The organism is Pontimicrobium sp. MEBiC01747 (assembly GCF_053601635.1).
Window position 1 is genome coordinate 1 of record NZ_JBSHNS010000409.1, and the last position, 17,055, is coordinate 17,055.

8 protein-coding genes are annotated in these 17,055 nt (G+C 33.7%); all 8 read left to right on the forward strand.

The features are described from left to right. Window positions 1-267 precede the first annotated feature (267 nt). Window positions 268-5,235 carry a glycosyl hydrolase family 18 protein gene (locus ACVC2P_RS13065; protein WP_452598901.1) on the forward strand — a complete coding sequence of 1,656 codons (4,968 nt, stop codon included), beginning with the start codon at window positions 268-270 and terminating at the stop codon, window positions 5,233-5,235. A gap of 307 nt (window positions 5,236-5,542) precedes the next feature. Then, the gene (locus ACVC2P_RS13070) at window positions 5,543-6,628 is read left to right on the forward strand and encodes a restriction endonuclease (RefSeq protein ID WP_452598902.1); all 1,086 of its coding nucleotides are present in this window, start codon (window positions 5,543-5,545) and stop codon (window positions 6,626-6,628) included. A 178-nt stretch (window positions 6,629-6,806) separates the two neighbouring features. Next, the gene (locus tag ACVC2P_RS13075; RefSeq protein ID WP_452598903.1) at window positions 6,807-9,668 is read left to right on the forward strand and encodes a type I restriction endonuclease subunit R; all 2,862 of its coding nucleotides are present in this window, start codon (window positions 6,807-6,809) and stop codon (window positions 9,666-9,668) included. Further along, window positions 9,668-10,897, forward strand: coding sequence for a DUF6161 domain-containing protein (locus tag ACVC2P_RS13080; protein ID WP_452598904.1), 1,230 nt, complete (start codon window positions 9,668-9,670; stop codon window positions 10,895-10,897). The genes ACVC2P_RS13075 and ACVC2P_RS13080 overlap by 1 nt, the downstream gene beginning before the upstream one ends. Window positions 10,898-10,900: 3 nt before the next feature. Further along, entirely contained in the window at window positions 10,901-12,238 is a 1,338-nt protein-coding gene (locus ACVC2P_RS13085; protein ID WP_452598905.1) for a restriction endonuclease subunit S, read from the forward strand. Window positions 12,239-12,241: 3 nt separating this feature from the next. After that, window positions 12,242-14,050 (forward strand): DUF262 domain-containing protein, encoded by a 1,809-nt coding sequence (locus tag ACVC2P_RS13090; protein WP_452598906.1) that lies wholly within the window; start codon window positions 12,242-12,244, stop codon window positions 14,048-14,050. Window positions 14,051-14,195: 145 nt separating this feature from the next. After that, window positions 14,196-15,842 (forward strand): hypothetical protein, encoded by a 1,647-nt coding sequence (locus ACVC2P_RS13095; protein WP_452598907.1) that lies wholly within the window; start codon window positions 14,196-14,198, stop codon window positions 15,840-15,842. 2 nt (window positions 15,843-15,844) lie between these two features. Beyond that, window positions 15,845-17,055, forward strand: a 1,211-nt coding sequence (locus ACVC2P_RS13100; RefSeq protein ID WP_452598908.1) for an N-6 DNA methylase, incomplete at its 3' end; no start/stop codon positions are given.

Below are 17,055 nucleotides of genomic sequence, written 5' to 3' on the forward strand. Positions count from 1 at the left end.
TATTATAGGGCTTCCAGACACTCAAGAACGTGTTATGTATATGTTTAATTAATGTAAATAAAGGCACTTAGTTTATAAGTTTAAACAGTTTTTTTAATTAAAATAAAACCATCCTATTTTGGATGGTTTTTGTTTTAAATGTTTTTTATGTCTTAAATTATGTTGTCTGTCGATAAAATACAGCCAATGATATAATTTTTTTAAAAATAATAGCGGTATTGTCTTATCTTCAACCTATTAAATACAACTTCATAAATCCCTCAAATCATGAAAAAACACCTACTTTATGTTTGCCTAATTGTTATTACGTTTTCACAAACATTATATGCGCAAACAGCCCCACAACACAACAAGAAAGTTATAGGCTATTATGCACAATGGGCTATATATGCCAGAGATTACAATGTGCTAGATATTGAAGCCGACAAATTAACCCACTTGTTATATGCTTTTTTCGATACAAAGTATGATGCAGCTACAGACTCTGGCTACATACAAACCTTAGATGATTATGCAGATTTTCAGCATAACGAAAGTGGTCTACACGCGTTTGATGCTCCTGTAAAAGGAAACATAGGCGACCTTAAATTATTAAAACAAAACTATCCGCACTTAAAAGTTATTATTTCTTTAGGTGGTTGGACACGCTCTCAAGCTTTTCCAGACATTGCAAAATCGGCCAATGCTAGAACAACCTTAGCACAAAGTATGGTAGATTTTATGACCAATTATCCATGGATAGATGGTTTCGATTTAGACTGGGAGTTTCCGGTACAAGGCGGAATTGATGGAACAGAATCTGTTGGAGGTGTTTTAATACCTGCACAACCACATTATCCAGACGATCATAAAAACCTGGTACTATTATTAAAAGAAATGAGAACCGTTTTTGATGCTAATAGTATGCAGAATAAAATCATTTCTATGGCAGCAGGAAATAACGTTACCAACTTATTACCAACGCATGTAGGGCCAGGAACAGAAGCTATGCATGGCGTTACAGAAAATGTTTTTGATTATTGCGATTTTGTAACCTTTTTTGGTTACGATTTTGGAGGTAATTGGTACGATAAAACATGTTATAATGCCCCTCTATACGGAGGCGATCATGCAGAAGACCCACTAAACAGAGGTACAGGCAATCCAAATCAAGTTATGGATGGACTTGTTGGATTGTATTTAAACGGATTGCAAGTACCTACAGATAAATTAGTTATGGGTATTCCTTTTTACGGCAAACTATTTGAAGGTGTTGCTAACACTGGCGCTGTATCTGGATTGCCAGGATTATACGAAGCCGCGCCACGAACAAACAATCCAGCCTGTAACAATCCGCAGCCACCACAAGGTACTTGGGACGCAGCCAATTGCGAAAATTCGGGCTCAATAGAATTTTGCGATTTATTTCAAGGTATAGGTACAAACACACACCATTATTTAGATACTACAAACCCATTACAAGTATCTTCGGCAGCTGCGGCTAGTGGCTGGGCAAGGTATTGGGACGATACCGCTAAAGTACCTTACTTATACAATGCGACGACTAATAAATTTATTTCCTACGACGATAACGAATCTATAGACCTGAAAGTAAAATACGCTTTATCTAAAAACTTAGGGGGTGTTATGATTTGGGAACTCTCTCAAGACGCCCGAAACAATTCTAGTAACAGTCTACTTAATACAATAGACAATTCGTTACAATTTGCAGATTACGATTTAACTATTAATTTTAAAGATGCCGCAAACAACCCATTGCAAGGTGTTGTAGTAGAATTAAAAGATGAAAACAATACTGTATTAGAAACCTTAACTGCTAATGCCTTTGGGCAAGTTGTTTTTGCAAATAAACCAGGCAATGTACCATATACAGTAACTTACACATTAACCAATTATGCCTTTTTACCTAACAGTATAACGTATGCTGCTTTAGAGTTTAATGAAGATAAAGTGGTAAATGTTACAGGATCCGATCAATTAGTTTCCATAACGGGTTCGGTAACAGAAAACAATGTATTGTTAACCGATGTAGATATTGTATTAAAAGACACCACAACAGGCAATGAATTAAGTAGAGTAACTTCCGCAGATGGTAATTATAGTTTTACAGATGTAATTAGTGGAAACGATTATACCATTACAGCAGAAAAAGACTTTTTCTCATTTACTAGCCTAGTACATGCTAATGTAACCACCAATCTAACAAATCAAGAGATTTTAGCCACTAGAAATACACATACTATTAGTGGTACTATTCTAGCAGGAGCTAACCCATTACAAGGCGTAACCGTTACGGTGTCTGGAAACGGACAAAATTATACAGATACAACAGATGCTTCAGGAAGCTATGTAATAGCTAACCTTTTAGCAGGTTATAATTATACAGTAACACCTAACTTAAACAGCATTGTTTTTCTTCCAGCCAATGCACAAGCCAATGCACTAGATGCAGACCAAACCTTTAATTTTGTTCAAAACTTAGGCTTAGTCTACGGTACTGTTAAAAATGGAAGTGCGCCAGTAGGTGGCGCTATAGTAACATTAATAATGCCTTGGACAGATGCCTCACATCCTTACGTTGCACTTACTGCAACAACCAATGCACAAGGCGAATACTATTTTACAGAAACACAGATGGATGGTTATGCTACTATATCCTCTTTAAAATTAAATGATTACGAAAATAATGGAGTTGTATACCAACCAACCGATATCGCTAACATTCCTGTGCCAACCACAGCAACGGAATATAATTTTAACTCCCAGCCAGTATCTCCAGAGATTACAATAAATCAACCCAATCAATCTGTAGTTTCTATAGCATCAGGAGGAACGGTTAATTTAGAAGCTTTAGTAGGCTTAACCTTTAATGATGGAACAACCACACTAAGTTCGGTAACATTCGATGTGAATGGGACAACAATAACGCATAGTAACACAAGTAATACTTATGCAGGTGTTTGGACACCTTTAAATTCCGATTTTGGAGCCAGTCATACCTTTACAGTAACAGCAGAAGACTCTAACGGTGTAAGCGTTACAGAAATGTTTACTTTTAGTTTAGAATGTTCAGGAGTGGGGTGTCCAAATATACCACCAACGATAACTTTAAATGCGCCAACAAGTACCACACTAAATCAAAATGGAGGCTTTCAAAATATACCAATAGAGGTTACAGTTACAGATACAGATGGAACAGTAGCATCAGTTACTATTACTATAAATGGTAATACTGTGGCTATGGTTGCAGGTGCCAATAATACGTACAGTTATACCTTTACACCAACAGCATACCAAAGTTACCCAATGGTAATTACAGCTGTAGATAATGAAGGCGATTCGTCTACATTAAACGAAAGTTTAACTATTATAGACTCTATATTTACACCACTACCAAGCGGAAATATTGTGCTAGGTTATGCCCATTCGTGGGAAAATGCCAGTGCGCCATTTTTATATTTTAACGAGATGCAAAACACAAAATTTAATGTAGTGATGTATTCGTTTATAGAAACGGTAGGGCAGAACGGTTATACACCGCAATTAACCATAAACTCTAATAGATATTTAACCAATGGTGTGTTCGATAGTCAATTATTAAAAGACGATATTAATGTATTACGAAGTCAAGGCATTCCCGTAATAGCGTCCATAGGAGGGCAAAACGGACATGTAGAGCTAAGTACTACAGCTCAAAAAGACGAATTTGTACAAGGGCTTAAAGACATTATAGACGAATACCAGTTTGATGGTATCGATTTAGATTTTGAAGGCGGCTCTATGAATTTTGGAGCAGGCGCCTTAACCGATTTTTCTTATGCTTCGTTAAGCCCATATCCTAAATTAAAAAACGTAGTAGATGCCTTTAAAGAGTTAAAACAACATTACGGAAGTAATTTTATAATGACCTGTGCACCAGAAACCTTTTACGTGCAAGTAGGTTATTCTACATATAGTGGCATTGCAGGAGCATTTTTACCAGTAATACATAATTTAAGAGACGAGCTAGACCTTATTATGGTACAACTCTACAATACAGGTTCTATAAATGCTTTAGATGGTACAGCGTATTCGCAAGCCACTCCAGATTTTTTAACATCTATGACCGATATGTTAATAACAGGCTTTAATGTGTCTACCACAGGTTTTAATTTCTCAGGTTTACCAGCCTCTAAAATAATGGTTGGTATCCCATCCTGTCCAGCAGCGGCTCCAGCAGGCGGTTATATTCAGCCAACTGAAGCTATAAAAGCATTAGATTATTTAAGGTTTGGTACAGATTTTACAGGACGAAATTACACCTTGCAAAATGGCAATCACCCCAATTTGCGAGGGGTAATGACTTGGTCTATTAACTGGGATGTCGCTGCTGGTTGTGCCTCTGCTAACGAATTTGGCAATAGCTACTGGAACTATTTTAACGCGACACTTGGTGCCTTACCAAAAGTTTATTTACAAGGCGCAGCCCTTAACCCCAATACAGGAGAAGAAACCCTTATGCGAGACGATTTAAGAGTAGAAGGCTTACTGCCAACCACAAGCCCATATAGCATAGCACCAGCAACCTGTAATGCGTCTGTATTTAATACCACTGGCCCAGATGCTATTGTAGATTGGGTTCTGGTAGAATTACGTAACGCTGCCGATAATACAGCAGTAGTAATACAACAAAGTGCTTTATTACAGCGCGATGGTGATGTAGTTGCTACAGATGGCGTGTCTCCTTTAAGCTTTACACAAACTGCAGGAAACTATTATGTGGCTATAAAACACTATAACCATTTGGCTATAATGACGACAAATACCATTGCCCTTTCGGGAGTAGCACGTACTATAGATTTTACAGATGCTAGTAACCTAATTACTTACGGTACCAATGCACAAACAAGTTTTGGTATGCCAAGCGGATTATTAGGTATGTGGGGCGGCGATGCCAATGGCGATGGTAAGTTAAATTACCTTGGGGCAGTTTCCGATGTGCCTGCAATACGAAGTCAAGTTTTTAACGATCCCGATAACTCTATATTTGGTGGCCCAGCTGTAGCAACATATCCTTCTCAAGGCTATTCGCCTACAGATGTAAACCTGTCGGGATATACTCTTTATTCTGGTAGCTCTAGCGATGTATTATATATAAGAAATAACATTTTTAATAACCCCTCAAATGCCGTGTTTGGTGGCCCACCAGTGCCTACTTTCATTTTTGAACAACAATTACCAGAAGGCGGAAACTAAATTCTGGTAATTTTTAATTCTTTTGATGGCTAATTGTAATAAATTAGCCAAAAACCACCCAATTTTGGGTGGTTTTCTATTTTATAGTGTTAACTATAAGTAGGTTATGTTTAAAATAAGCTTAGGTTACGGATTTCCGTAGTTTTAAAAACGAGATTTCAGTTATTATTGTTTAGTAATTAATAGTATATTTATGGGCATTCTTCCCTACAAGAATTTATAATATTATTTAGAAAATAACCCATGCATAAGTGCTGTTATGCTTAAAATAGCCTTTTGCTAGTATCACATTATACTCAAAAAACAAATGACAAAAAGTAAAAACAACTTTAAAATCTGGATGGTACGCGCAGGTCGTGGAAGTTATTTAATAGAAGAATTTTTAAAAGAAAACATTGTAGCCATTGGTTGGAACGCTATTGGGCCTTTGGAAGAAGGCACAACCTTAAAAACCATAAAAGAGAAACTAAGCGAAGCTTATCCAGATGATTCAGATAATAGAATTAGAATGAGTGCTGGTCAATTGTTTCGAATGTTTAAAGAATTTAAAGTAGGCGATAAGGTGGTGACTTACGATTCTGATTCTAGAGTTTATTACCTAGGTAATATTGTTTCAGGGTACCAATACAGCGAAAAACAAACCTATCGCCATTACAGAACAGTAGAATGGATAGAAGAACCAATATCTAGAGACGAACTTTCAGTATCCTCTAAAAATACTTTAGGTGCTATTTTAACCATTTTTGAGATTCCTTTAACGATTTGGGAGGAATTAATAGAAGCGCATCCTAGCTTCATTTCAGAAGAAGAGCAAGCGGATTTAAATGATGTTATTGGAAAGCTTGAACATGAAAGGATAATTTTAGAAAAGGAATATAATATTATTACTAATAATATAGAAGATCAACTAGAAGACATAAAAGAAGACGTCATTTCCCGTTCTAACGAATTCATTAAAGACCTTATTGTAAAATTAGAATGGCACGAGCTAGAAAAACTAGTAGCAGGGATATTACAAGCTATGGGCTATAAAGCACGATTAACAGGACGAGGCCCAGACTTAGGAAGCGATATCATCGCCTCGCCAGATGGTTTAGAAATGACAGAACCTATTATAAAAATAGAAGTAAAACATAAAATAAAAAGTAAAGAAAAAATAGGCGCACCAGACATAAGAAGTTTTGTAGGCGGTTTACGTAACACTACCAAAGGCATATATGTATCTTCAACAGGGTTTTCTAAAGACGCTAAAATGGAAGCCGAACGCGCTAACTTTCAAATCACACTAGTCGATTTAGACCGTTTGGTAGAACTACTTATAGAATATTACGAAACATTAGATTCCGAAAGTAGAGCGTTAGTGCCTTTAAAGCGCATCTATTGGCCAGTATAAAAAACAAATACAGAATATATTTTACATTATATACATAGTAATTAATAGAAATCTGTTTTTCTATTCAATAACACATATAAGATTGGTAGAACCTCTAATTTAGCAACTAAAAAATAGTTAGCATTATTCTAAAAATATGTACTTTGTAAACAGAAAAAATCGAAAAGTAAATTAACCAATGATTCAAGACAGTAACCAAACCCCAGAACAAATAGCACGCGATAAAATAGACGAGATGCTGCGGCAAGCGGGATGGTTAGTGCAGTCTAAAAATAAAATTAATTTATCGGCAGGTAGAGGTATTGCTTTACGAGAAACCAATACCGTATCGGGGTCTGCAGATTATATGCTGTTTGTAGACAGAGTACCCGTAGGTGTTATAGAAGCTAAAAAAGAAGATGAAGGCCACAGATTAACCACCGTAGAAGAACAATCGGCACGCTACGCCACAGAACCCATTAAAATAGGGCAGTTTACATTAGAAAACGAAAAACCATTTGTCTACGAGAGTACAGGAACACTAACACGATTTACAGACTACAGAGACCCTAAACCACGAGGACGACAAGTATTTAGTTTTCATAAACCAGAAACCATTGCAGAATGGCTAAAACAAGGAAAAAGTCTTAGAGCAAGACTCTTATCTATACCAACTTTAGATGAGACAGGGTTACGTCCTGCCCAAATAGTAGCCATAAACAATTTAGAACACTCTTTTAAAAAGAACAGACCTAAAGCCTTAATACAAATGGCAACAGGAGCCGGTAAAACCTTTACAGCAGCCACTTTTGTATACCGCTTACTAAAACATGCAAAAGCAAAACGTGTCTTGTTTTTAGTAGATACTAAAAACCTTGGCGAACAAGCAGAGCAGGAGTTTATGACGTTTCAGCCAAATGACGATAACCGAAAATTTACAGAACTCTACAATGTAAGGCGGTTAACCTCTAGCCATATCTCTGAAGATGAGGTTTGTATTTCCACCATTCAACGTTTGTATTCTATACTTAAAGGTGAAGAGTTAGACGAAAATGCCGAATTAGAAAACCCTCATGAAAACTCTTGGTTACAGAAAAAAATAGCGAAAAAGAAAGCGATGCCAGTAGAGTATTCTGCAAAAGTACCGATAGAACATTTCGACTTTATTGTAATAGACGAAGCACACCGTTCCATTTATAATTTATGGAAACAAGTATTAGATTATTTCGATGCCTTTTTAATAGGTTTAACAGCAACTCCAGACAAAAGAACCTTTGGTTTTTTTAACGAAAATGTAGTAAGCGAGTACACCTATGAAGAATCGGTAATAGATGGCGTAAACGTACCATATGATGTGTATACCATTGAAACCGAAATTTCACAAAATGGCGCATTAATAGAGTCGGGTTGGTATGTAGATAGACGCGATAAATTAACCCGTAAAAAACGTTGGCAACAAGAAGACGAAGACACCGACTACAAGCGCAACGATTTAGATAAAAAAGTAGTTAACCCTAGCCAAATTAGAAACATTATTAGGGAATATAAACGCGCTTTAAAAACAACCATTTTCCCAAACCGTATGGACGAAAATGGAGACTACGAAGTCCCTAAAACCTTAGTGTTTGCAAAAACAGACAGCCATGCAGACGATATTATAAAAATTATTAGAGAAGAATTCGACGAAAGCAACGAGTTCTGTAAAAAAGTAACCTATAAAGTAGAAAAAGACAGGTTAGATGAGAACGGAAACGTTATAGAAAAAGGCGAAAAAGCAAAAGCGATACTCGGTAAAATTAGAAACGATTATTACCCACGTATTGCCGTAACTGTAGACATGATTGCTACTGGAACAGACGTAAAACCACTAGAAGTTTTACTCTTTATGCGCGATGTAAAAAGTATTAATTATTTCGAGCAGATGAAAGGTCGTGGAACACGTACCATTACTAAAGATTCATTGCAATTAGTAAGCAAAACTGCCAGAACCAAAACGCACTTTGTAATTGTAGATGCCGTAGGTGTAACCAAATCTAAAAAAACAGATAGCAGACCCTTAGAGCGTAAACCTTCTGTGCCCATGAAGGATTTATTGGGCGCAATAACCATGGGCGTTAAAGACGAAGATTTGTTTTTGTCTTTAGCAAACCGACTCATTCGTTTAGAGAAACAAATAACAGAAAAGGAAAAACAAAAGGTATTAGAATTATCTGGCGGTAAAAATCTAAAACAAATTACTGCTGCATTAATAAAAGCATACGACCCAGAAGCTATTAACGAAAAAGCGCAAATAACTATTAATAGTATTCCTATACAAGACCAATCGCCAGCATTATTGGAAGACGCTAAAACTAAAGCCCAAGAGGCACTTATTTTAGAAGCCAGTAAACCTTTTAATGGAGAGTTAAACAATTACCTAGAAAATGTACGCAAACAACACGACCAAATTATAGACAGTATAAATATAGATACCGTTACCAAAAGCGAATGGGAAACCACTTCTGTAGATAAAGCAACAGAAATTGTAAAAGATTTTACCGAGTATTTAGAAACCCACAAAGACGAGATTAAGGCCTTGAGTATATTTTATAACCAACCCTATAAGCGTAGAGATATCACTTTTAAAATGATAAAAGAGGTCTTGGAAAAATTACAACAAGATAAACCAGTATTAGCACCAAATTATGTTTGGGAGGCTTATGCGCAAATTGAAGACGTAAAAAGTAAAGCACCCAAAGACGAATTAACAGCTATGGTTTCTCTAATTAGAAGAGTCTGTGGTATAGACAACCAATTAAAAGCCTACGATAAAACCATTGAAAACAATTTTAAAACCTGGATGTTTAAACAAAATGCAGGGCAACACAACCGTTTTACAAAAGAGCAATTAAACTGGCTACGTATGCTTAAAGACCATGTAGTAAGTAGCTACCATATAGAACTAGACGATTTAGATTACACCCCTTTTGATGCCAAAGGAGGTAAAGGTAAAATGCACCAATTATTTGGTAATGAAATGAATAGTATTATTGACGAACTTAATGAAGTATTAGCGGCGTAATGACAGTTTCAGAATTTAAAAAAGCAGTAGAAAAGCATCAAAAAAAAGAAGAATTACAAAAAGAAGCAGTAACTATTGAGGCTAGCCATATCACTTCAGAACCTATTGAGTTAAACGGATTAGTGAGTATTTACGAGTACATATACAACCAAGACAAAGGTTGGCAAAAAGTAGATAAAGAACGACTACCCGAATATTTACAAGAATCAGTTAATTTTTTCTCTAAGGTTAAAAAAGAAATTTTAAAATTTTTAGAGTTTTATGATAGACAATTTGGTTATGATAATCAACGTTGGAATAGAATGAAAAGGCAAATTAGTCTCTTGTCGGAAAACAATAATTATATATTTCCATTTAATGTTCCAGAAACAAAATTCTTAATGCAGTTGCATGAGAATTTCCCTAAAAGTGTAGCATATGCCGTATCTTTTTTAGCAAATAAAGCTATAGAATATCGGAGTTTTAATCAAGACAAATTAACGGGCATATTGCAAGCTTATGAGTTTAAGCAACAGGACAACGCTTTAGTCTCTAGACGAAATAGCGAAGAGAAAAGTCTAAGCCAACTAAGAAGTGCTTACAATAAATATATAAATAAAGCTAAAACAGAAGTAGATACTTTTACTAATAAAACTATAGAGTTCGAAAAGACAAAGTTTCGTAAGTGGTATTTTCAAACAGAAAAGGATTTTGATACTTTCGAAGAAAAAGCAAAGCAAACTATCCTAGATTTAGAAACCACATACCGAGACAAGTTAAAATTAGAAGCACCTGCGCAATACTGGAACGATAGGGCTGTAAAATTAAAAAAAGAAGGTAAAAATTGGCTAATAGCCTTAATAGTCTGTTCTACAACGGCTATTGTATCACTAGGAACAGTGCTCTATTTTATTTCCGATGGTACGCTTAAAGATTTATTTACAAGTTCAGCAAGCGCCATACGCTGGTCTATTGTATTTATTACTTTTGTCTCGTTTTTAGCATTTGCAATCAGGATATTTTCTAAACTTACCTTTAGTTCATATCATTTAGTACGTGATGCAGAAGAGCGAGAACAGTTAGCCTATGTGTTTTTAGCACTTAAAAAAGAAAAAAATATAGACGCAACACAGGAACATTTAATCATGCAATCGTTGTTTAGCCGTGCAGATTCAGGATTATTAAAAGATGATGCATCACCAACAATGCCAGGAGGCAGTATGATTGAAAAAATAATAGGAGGCAAATAAATAATGGCATTAGGACTTACACCGTATCAAATTATCGAAAAAGGAACTCATCCACAATTAGTTATTGCAGATGATTGGGAAAGAGTTGAATTAAAATATATTGCTACTGTTCAAAATGGTTTTGCATTTTCATCTAAATTATTTAATAATAATGAAGGATTACCGTTAATTAGAATTAGAGATATTTTTTCATCAGAAACGCAAAATCTATATTCAGGAGAGTATAAAGATGAATTTTTAGTTTCAAAAGGAGACATTTTGATTGGAATGGATGGCGATTTTAAGGTTTCAAAATGGCCAGGAAAAAAGGGTTTGTTAAACCAACGAGTTTGTAGAATACTGTTTAATTCAAATAATTATGAAAAGGATTTTTTGTTTTTATGTATACAACCATATTTAAATGCAATACATAGTGAAACTTCGGCTGTGACGGTTAAACACCTTTCTTCTAGAACAGTTAATAACATTCCTTTTCCTTTACCACCTTTAGTCGAACAAAAAGCAATCGTAAAAAAAATAGAAGGACTCTTTAGCAGTTTAGATAGTGGTATTGCAGACCTTAAAAAAGCACAAGACCAATTGGTTATTTATAGACAAGCGGTTTTAAAAAAGGCTTTTGAAGGGGAAGAAATTATCAATTCTAAAAAAATTGAATTAAAAAATATAACTTCAAAAATAGGTTCTGGTTCTACGCCAAAAGGAGGTAGAGCAAACTATAAGACTAGTGGGATTCCTTTAGTTCGTTCTTTAAATATTCATTTTGATTATATTAAATATGATGGATTAGCTTTTATTGATAAATACCAAGCTGAAAAATTAAAAAATGTTATTGTTCAAGAGGGAGATGTTTTATTAAATATTACTGGAGCATCAATAGGTCGAGTTAACATCGCTCCCAAAGAATTTAATAACGGAAGAGTAAACCAACATGTTAGTATAGTTAGACCAAAGGATAATATTTTTAACACGAAATTCTTAAAATTTTACTTACAATCATCCAAAATTCAGAATTGGATAGCTAATGTAAATGTAGGCGCAACTAGACAAGGTTTAACAAAATCTGCGTTAGAAAATTTGAAAATACCTATTCCCTCATTAGAAGAACAACACCAAATCGTTCGCGAAATAGAAAGCCGTTTATCGGTTTGCGATAATGTAGAAAAAAGTATTAAAGAGAGTTTACAAAAAGCCCAAGCTTTACGCCAAAGTATTCTTAAAAAAGCGTTTGAGGGTACTTTATTAACCAAAGACGAAATAACAGCATGTAAAGCACACCCAGAGTATGAGCCTGCTAGTGTGTTGTTGGAGCGTATTATGGAAGAGAAATTAAAGAAAAAATAGATTATGAATGTAATACCTAAAGATTTTACCCTACATGCATTGTTAAATAACCCTAACGAACAATTTATAATACCATCTTATCAAAGGCGATATGCGTGGCGTTATCCACAACAAGCAGCACTTTTTAGAGATATTGATATGTTACTAGAAAATGATGGACATTTGTTTGGGATGCTTATTTTACATACAGGTATGTATCATGGAGGTATTAATACAGTAAACGTGGTAGATGGGCAACAGCGATTAACTACAACTACTATTCTGCTTTTAGTAATGAAAATACAATTTGAAAAACTAGGATTAGATTTTAAAGCGAACCAAATAGCACAACTATTATTTTGTGGCGACTATACTAAAAGTAAAGTACGTAAATTAATTTTGGGTGAATTAGATGAGTCGGATATGGCGTATTTATTCCAAGGAAAATTAGACAAAATAAAAAATCCACGCATAGTAGAAGCATACCATACTTTTACCGATTTTATTTTAGAAGGCTTAGAAGAGGAAGGAGAGCAATGGATAGAAAAATATTATCAAAAGTTATTACATACAGCCAAAATTATTCGATTAGATGTTCCAGAAGCAAAAGATGCTTATAAATTATTTGAAACTATTAATAACAGAGGCTTACGTTTATCTGCAACCGATATTTTAAAGAACTTTGTTTTAGGACATGCGGCGAAATTAAGTAACGAAAAGCTAAACGATTCAAAAGAGTTGTGGTCAGAATTAATTACAAATTTAGATGGTATTAATTCTGATGATTTTTTTAGACAATATATTAGCAGTATTTACACACGTAAAATATCGAAGACAAAGCTAATAGAGGAATTTAAAAAACACTATTTTAAAAATGTTGAAGGTGTAGAAAAGTTAGGAGAATACAGATACAATTATGGCTACACGGAAGAAGAATCTTTGGAAGACGATGAAAATGAGATGACCAATATAGATAATGATGTTGTAGAAGAAAGAAAACCTGATAATGACAATAGAATTGATTTATTAGATTACTTGAAAGACATCGTTGACGCTTCATCTTGCTATTCTAAAATTATATATTTGAAGTTTAAGGATAAAAAAGTAAATCAATTACTTAAAGACTTAAAGGCTATAAAATCATTCCCATCTTATATTTTTCTAATGCATTTTCTTCAATTTGAAGAAATTTCTAGAAAAGATGTATTAAAAGTATTACGAATGATAGCATCTCTAATGTTAAGACGTCATGTAGTGGGTAGAAGTACAGCATATAATGATGATATTTTTGCAACATTGTTGCGATTTGATAAAACATCCGACGATTATATTCAAAATATAAAAATATCATTACTTGAAGATTATCCAGATGATGAAGAATTTGAAGATAGATTTGCTACTCACGAGTTAAAAGAACGAGTTATTGATAGAGCAAGATACATACTTACCCAAATTGAATATAATATAACAGGAAACACATCAGAAGTTTTAATAAGTTCTACCGAAGATGTTCATGTAGAACACATTATTCCTAAAAAAATCCATACCATAAAAACTAAAAAAGAATTTGGAGACTGGATGGATTATTTACCTGGTAATGTGGTTTTAGAGCATAAAAAGAGAGTAAATAGAATAGGCAACATGACGCTATTTTCTGGTGTCTTAAATATAAAAGTAAGTAACAATCCATTTTTAGATAAAAGAAAAGAATATAAAAACTCTAATATTCAATTAACTAGAGACTTAGGGAAGTATAAATTCTTTAAATTTAGTCATCTAGATGAAAGAGGTAAAAAACTTGCAATAATAGCTAAAGAGATTTGGAAACTGTAAATAAGTAAATTACAGATGTAGTAATGATATCTAAAAATGTAGAATTTTGTTAATATAGCCCTAAATAATATAGAAATTGGTAATAAAAATTCAGAACAATATATTATTAACTATGGGAGCAAAAATTTAAAGTAATCAGTAAATTATGTTTAGCGAGGTAATTAAAAAAATTAATAAAATAGCTGATTCTGAAAAGTATGAACTTAGAAATTTCCAATCTAATAGAGCTGAGAAATATAATAGGCGTATTAGTGCTTATAAATTCTTTAATAACAATAACTCCTTTGTAATTAATAATCATTACACATATCATTTCGGCGGAAGTAATGAGTTTCAATTCAATATTAGCGATGAAGGAGATTTTGAAGGGCAAAACATTTTTAGATATGGGGTGGCATTCTCTTTACAAAAAAGTATTAACACGCTCAATCCTACAGTAGACAGACTACCAGAAATTTTACGATTCAATAGATTTTTTAAAAATAATAAGAATTTTTTTTTAGGTTATAAAATGTGGGTTTTTACCAAAGATGTAGGTAGAACGAGTGCATACGAAGTAAGAGCGATAAAAAAAAGTGAAATAAAAGAAGGGAAATTTATATTTATTGGAAAATGGATAAATAAAAGTAGTTCTCAAATCAACGATAACGATATAAACAAAATAGTAGGTACTTTAGAAGAATTATATCCCTTATACAAGTATGTTCAGCTTAAAGAGCCTTTTTCTACAGAGGCTAGATATACAAGGCTAATATGGAACACAAACAAATGGCAAACGCCTACTTATCATAAATGGAATAAAGAAAATTATGAAGACCCTAATAAAATGCATGAAGAAAAGCATGGTTATGGTTATGAGGAATGGCTCTTTAACTCCAGATATCAATTAAATGGTTATCAATATGGCTTTATACAAGGCATAAATAGAATTAAAGGCACACAAGACTTTTTAAAGGAACTAACACTTTTTACAATAGACCCAGAAAACAAAAAAAGATATATAGTAGCAAAGATTAATAATCTTGAAATTATTGCAAATAATCCGCATATTCAAGAAGAAGTTCGTTCACTTTTTAAAGCATGGAAAAATACAATGGTAGACGAATTAAAAGCAATAGGAGCAGACTATAGTTTTTTTGAAAGTGAAGGATTTATTCCTAATGTTAGATTTAAAAATGAAAACACTTTAATTTATGAAGATAAATTAGAAGCCAATTTTTTGAAGGGTAACAAATTTACAAGATTCAATGCTTATAAAATTGATAGTCATCCAGAACTATTAGAAGGTGACTCTTTGGGTAGTACAAATGATAAATTTAATCCAGGAGAAGGGAGAACATCAAAGGGTCATAAAAGAAAGACTAAAGCGTCAACTAAGGCGGTAACAGTTTTTCATTCAGTAATTACAGATTGTTTAAGAGATTATTTAATTCAGACTAAAAAATTAAGTTTAGAAAAAGATATATCTGTAGAAAAAACAAGAGTAGATGGCGGTTTAATAGACGTGATTGTTTCTAAAGATGGTTCAAAAGAAATATTTGAAGTTAAAACAAGAAATACGGCAAAGGGAAATATTAGAGAAGCTTTAGGACAAGTATTTGAATACTCATTTTATAAGAATAATTGGAATGTAAAAAAAATGATTATAGTAGGTCCAGCAAAACCCAATAAAAAAGACATAGATTATATTAAATTGCTTAATAAAACAATAGCTTCAGATTTTAAATTGGAATATTGGGCTTTTGATAATGACAAAGCAACAAATGAAAAATTTATAGAATACAGTAATTAAAAATGACAGACGCAACAATAATATCAAAAATATGGAACCTCGCTAATGTACTTAGAGATGATGGTGTAGGCTATGGCGATTATTTAGAACAAATAACCTATTTGCTATTTTTAAAAATGGCAGACGAGTTGAATAAGCCACCTTATAACAAAGGTTTAGTGTTTCCTAGATTAAAAGACGTAGAAGGTAATGAAGTTAAAGATGCCGAAATTGCCAATTGGGAAACCCTGTCTAGTAAAAGAGGAGCAGAGTTAGAATCCTTTTACAGCCAGTTATTACGAACACTCTCTACAGAAAAAGGAACACTTGGGCAAATATTTACCAAAAGCCAAAATAAAATACAAGACCCCGCTAAACTATTAAAAGTTATCAATCTAATAGACAAAGAAGATTGGTCACTAATGGGCGCAGATATAAAAGGTAAAATATACGAGGGGCTTTTAGAGAAAAACGCAGAAGATACTAAAAGTGGCGCAGGACAATACTTTACACCAAGAGCACTAATAAAAACAATGGTAGCCTGTGTGCAACCTAAACCAATGCGAACCATTGTAGACCCAGCCTGTGGAACAGGAGGTTTTTATTTAGCAGCCTACGATTGGATTGTAGAAAATAATAAGTTAGACAAAGAAGAAAAAGCTTTTTTAAAAAACAAAACCTTTTATGGTAACGAGATTGTAGCGAATACACGCCGTATGTGTTTAATGAATATGTATTTACATAATATAGGCGAAATAGATGGGGAATCCTTTATAAATCCAAACGATGCTTTAATAGCAGACGATGGTAAACGTTACGATTACGTATTAGCAAATCCGCCATTTGGTAAAAAGAGTAGTATGACCTTTACCAACGAGCAAGGCGATATTGTAAAAGAAGATTTAAGTTATAATCGTCAAGACTTTTGGGAAACCACATCCAACAAGCAATTAAACTTTTTACAACACATAAAAACACAATTAAAAATAACAGGAGAAGCAGCAGTAGTATTGCCAGATAATATTTTGTTCGAAGGAGGCGCAGGAGAAGAAGTGAGAAAACAATTACTAAAAACGACTGAGTTGCATACCATATTAAGGCTGCCAACAGGTATATTTTATGCACAAGGAGTAAAAGCAAACGTGCTATTTTTTAATAATAAACCCGCAAGTAAAAATCCTTGGACAAAAGATATATGGTTTTACGATTACAGAACAAACGTACACCATACCCC

Bases quoted from the DNA above. Each gene is read 5' to 3' on its own strand.
- ACVC2P_RS13065 (WP_452598901.1), top strand. From the start codon at position 268: ATGAAAAAACACCTACTTTATGTTTGCCTAATTGTTATTACGTTTTCA.
- ACVC2P_RS13070 (WP_452598902.1), top strand. From the start codon at position 5,543: ATGACAAAAAGTAAAAACAACTTTAAAATCTGGATGGTACGCGCAGGT.
- ACVC2P_RS13075 (WP_452598903.1), top strand. From the start codon at position 6,807: ATGATTCAAGACAGTAACCAAACCCCAGAACAAATAGCACGCGATAAA.
- ACVC2P_RS13080 (WP_452598904.1), top strand. From the start codon at position 9,668: ATGACAGTTTCAGAATTTAAAAAAGCAGTAGAAAAGCATCAAAAAAAA.
- ACVC2P_RS13085 (WP_452598905.1), top strand. From the start codon at position 10,901: ATGGCATTAGGACTTACACCGTATCAAATTATCGAAAAAGGAACTCAT.
- ACVC2P_RS13090 (WP_452598906.1), top strand. From the start codon at position 12,242: ATGAATGTAATACCTAAAGATTTTACCCTACATGCATTGTTAAATAAC.
- ACVC2P_RS13095 (WP_452598907.1), top strand. From the start codon at position 14,196: ATGTTTAGCGAGGTAATTAAAAAAATTAATAAAATAGCTGATTCTGAA.